Source organism: uncultured Aureimonas sp. (genome assembly GCF_913775355.1).
Lineage (GTDB): Bacteria > Pseudomonadota > Alphaproteobacteria > Rhizobiales > Rhizobiaceae > Aureimonas.
Map to the genome: position 1 here is coordinate 1 of NZ_CAJYIU010000187.1, position 2,632 is coordinate 2,632.

Below are 2,632 nucleotides of genomic sequence, written 5' to 3' on the forward strand. Positions count from 1 at the left end.
CCGTCGACCGCCCGGAACGCCGCCTCCACCGCCGCGAGCCCGATGCGGGCGCCCGAGCCCTCGTCGGAGCCGGGAAAGCCGTAGCCGCCGAACCGCAGGAGGCGCCCTTCGAGAAGGCCGAAGCCGATCGACCCGGTGCCCGCCACGACGATGCCGCCGTCCTCGCCGCCATGGGCCCCGAGGCAGGCGATGGCGCCGTCACCGGAAAAGACGAGGCTGGCGAAGGGATGCGGCCGCGCGGCGAAGGTGTCGGCGACGCCGAGCCGTTCGATCCCGGCGACGCCGGCCCCGACATGGAGGCGGGCGAAGTCGAAGGACCCGAGACCGGCCGCGCGCCACGCCTCGCGGGCCGCGGTCAGCATCGCCTCGAAGCTCGCCTCGACGCCGAGCCGCGCCTGCCCCGGTCCGGCATGCCCCTCGCCGAAGACGAGGCCGGACGCATCCACCAGCCGCGCGCGGCAGGCGGTGCCGCCGGCGTCGAGGCCGAGGAACAGGGGACCCGTCACGAGGCGGCGTCCGTCGGGCGGTCGTCCATCGGGTCCCGGTCCTTCTCCCGCGAATCGGTCGGACCTTCTTCATGCCGGAAAGGGCGCTCTTTCGGAAGCGCCCGCCCCGTCAGTCGCCGCGCCGCGAGTACCAGAGCGCCAGTGCGTCGATCTGCTCCTCGGTGAGGTTGATCGCGATCGTCTCCATGATGTGAGCGAGCGGCGTGCCGCCGCGATGGCGGTCCTTCCACATCTGGAGATGGGTCGCGGTATACCATTCCGGCAGGCCGTCGAGGCGCGGATAGAGCGGGTTGGTGGCCGCCGCATCGGCGCCGTGGCAGGTCTGGCAGGCGGCGAGCTTCTGGCGCGGCAGGCCCTCTTCGGCGATCCGGCGGCCAAGCTCCATCAGGCCGCTCGTCGAGACGGGGTAGCCGTGGGCGGCTGACGGATCGACCGCCGCCTCCGACCCGGTCGGCACCGGCTCGTCCGCGGGCGCGTCCGGGCCGATCGAGCCGCGCGGCAGGCGCACGGCGCCCTCGTAGCCGATCGCGACGCCCGCCGGGGGCCCGAGCGGCCCCGCCGGTGCCGGGATCGGCGCCTGCGCGGCATAGTGGGCAGCCAGGCGTCGCAGCGTCGCCTCGTCGTGGATACCGGCGGCGGGCGTCATGATACCGCTCTGGCGCGTGCCGGACGAGAAGGCCTGGAGCGTGCGGAAGAGATACTCCTCCGACTGGCCGCCGATCGGCGGGAAGCTGCCCGCGGGACCGACCCCGCGCCCGTCCTCGCCGTGGCAGCGGGCGCAGTCGGCGAGCGCCGTGTCGCCCGCCTGTCCCAGCGCCTGGAGGCCGGGGCGACCCGGCTCGGCGCTCGCCTGCCCGTAGGCGAGCTCGCGGTAGCGTTCGGGGCTCATGTCGGGCAGCGCGCGCAGGAAGGCGACCAGCGCCCAGACCTCGTCGGGGCGGTCCTGCGTCGACCAGGACGGCATGCCGGAATACTTGATGCCGTGCCGGCCGATCCAGAACAGCTCGCGGTCGCGCCACTCGCCGACCTGGTTTTCCAGCCGCGGCACGGGCGGCATCATCGCGCGCGCGACCGGCGTCTGCAGTTCGCCCGGCGCGCCGTGGCAGGGCGCGCAGCCGCTGGCGAAGTGGCCGGCGACGCGCTGCACGAGGAGCGGATCCTCCAGCGACACGTCGTCGGGCTTGGAGATCGGCAGCGACTGCGTGTCGACGGCGCGCTGCAGCGTCCAGTGCAGGAACCACTCGACGGGCGCGAAGTGGCCGGTGTTGGCGGCGACCGACACGAGGCCCGAGCCGCCGACGAGAAGGGCGGCCCCGACCGCCGCGAAGGGCGCGGCCACGAGGTGCCAGGGGCGGATCGTCAGCGTCCACTTCATGCCGGCACCTGCGCGTCGCGCTTTTCGTTGAGGAGACGGGCGAGCAGCGACAGGCCGCCCACGAGATAGGCCGAGCCGCCGACGATCAGCATCAGGACGCCGCCGAGCTGCTGGTCCTCGAGCGGGGTCAGGGTCGAGAGCGGCGAGCAGAGATCGCCGCAGGCATAGAGCGGACGCGGCGCGAAGAGGAGGAGCGCGCCGAGAAGGGTCATGTGCATCGACGTCATCAGAAGGGCTGCGACGCCCGCCGCGCGGGCCCCGCGCGCGCCCTCGGCCGTGCCGAAGGCGGCGGTCCAGACGAGAAGGCCGGCGGTCAGGAACGAGGCCTGCTCGATCAGGAGCACCCATGTCTCGCGCCGCGCCGCGTCATGCAGCGCCGGGGCGTGCCACGACCAGACCAGCACGAACTCGGCAAGCGCTGCCAGGATCGCAAAGCGCGGCGAAATGCGCGCGCCGAGCGCCGGCACCGAGCGGGTCAATCCGAAGGCGAGAACGGGCGCAGCCACGGCGACGAGGCCCATGTGGAGGATCATGTGCGCGGCGAACGAAGTCTCGGCGCGCCCGACCAAGGGCCCCGCCCAGAGGAACAGCAGAAGCGCGAGGCCGAAGCCCAGCGGCGCATGTCGGCTGAGGGCGGGGCTCACCGGCAGTCCGCCACGAGCAGCGCCGGCAGCGCGGTGAAGATGATGGCGAGGAACGACAGGCCCGACAGGAGCACGGAGGCCAGTTCCATCTGGCGCTCGCGGTCGTC

3 protein-coding genes are annotated in these 2,632 nt (G+C 73.7%); all 3 read right to left on the reverse strand.

All coding sequences use genetic code 11. From position 1 onward, the window contains the following. The coding region (locus tag QZ753_RS11810; RefSeq protein ID WP_294643977.1) for a BadF/BadG/BcrA/BcrD ATPase family protein at positions 1-506 on the reverse strand (506 nt) is incomplete at its 3' end. A gap of 109 nt (positions 507-615) precedes the next feature. Then, complete coding sequence (locus QZ753_RS11815) at positions 616-1,881, reverse strand: c-type cytochrome (protein ID WP_294643978.1); 1,266 nt, start codon at positions 1,879-1,881, stop codon at positions 616-618. Then, on the reverse strand, positions 1,878-2,525 hold the full coding sequence (locus QZ753_RS11820) for a cytochrome c oxidase assembly protein (protein WP_294643980.1): 648 nt from the start codon (positions 2,523-2,525) through the stop codon (positions 1,878-1,880). The genes QZ753_RS11815 and QZ753_RS11820 overlap by 4 nt, the downstream gene beginning before the upstream one ends. Positions 2,526-2,632 lie beyond the last annotated feature (107 nt).

What these genes read in the sequence shown, in the direction of transcription:
- QZ753_RS11815 (WP_294643978.1), bottom strand. Translation starts at nt 1,881, where the DNA reads ATGAAGTGGACGCTGACGATCCGCCCCTGGCACCTCGTGGCCGCGCCC.